Origin of the sequence: Bacillus sanguinis (genome assembly GCF_018332475.1) — a bacterium.
Lineage (GTDB): Bacteria > Bacillota > Bacilli > Bacillales > Bacillaceae_G > Bacillus_A > Bacillus_A sanguinis.
Window position 1 is genome coordinate 1 of sequence record NZ_BOQB01000673.1, and the last position, 247, is coordinate 247.

Annotated in this window: 1 protein-coding gene; it reads left to right on the forward strand. The window is 52.6% G+C overall.

Annotated elements, in window-relative coordinates; genetic code table 11:
* The coding region (locus tag KI369_RS30040; RefSeq protein ID WP_238484981.1) for a Rid family hydrolase at positions 1–235 on the forward strand (235 nt) is incomplete at its 5' end.
* Between the last annotated feature and the right edge of the window lie 12 nt (positions 236–247).

Sequence of the window (247 nt, forward strand, 5' to 3'; positions counted from 1 at the left end):
AAGCCTCGAAAACGTCAAAGCGATCGTGGTTGCTGCCGGGCTGAGCGTGGGCGATATCATCAAGATGACCGTGTTTATCACCGATCTGAATGATTTTGCCACCATCAACGAAGTCTATAAGCAGTTCTTCGATGAGCATCAGGCGACCTATCCGACCCGGAGCTGTGGGCAGGTCGCGCGTTTGCCGAAAGATGTGAAGCTGGAAATTGAAGCCATCGCAGTACGTAGTGCGTAAAGCCTCGTGAGC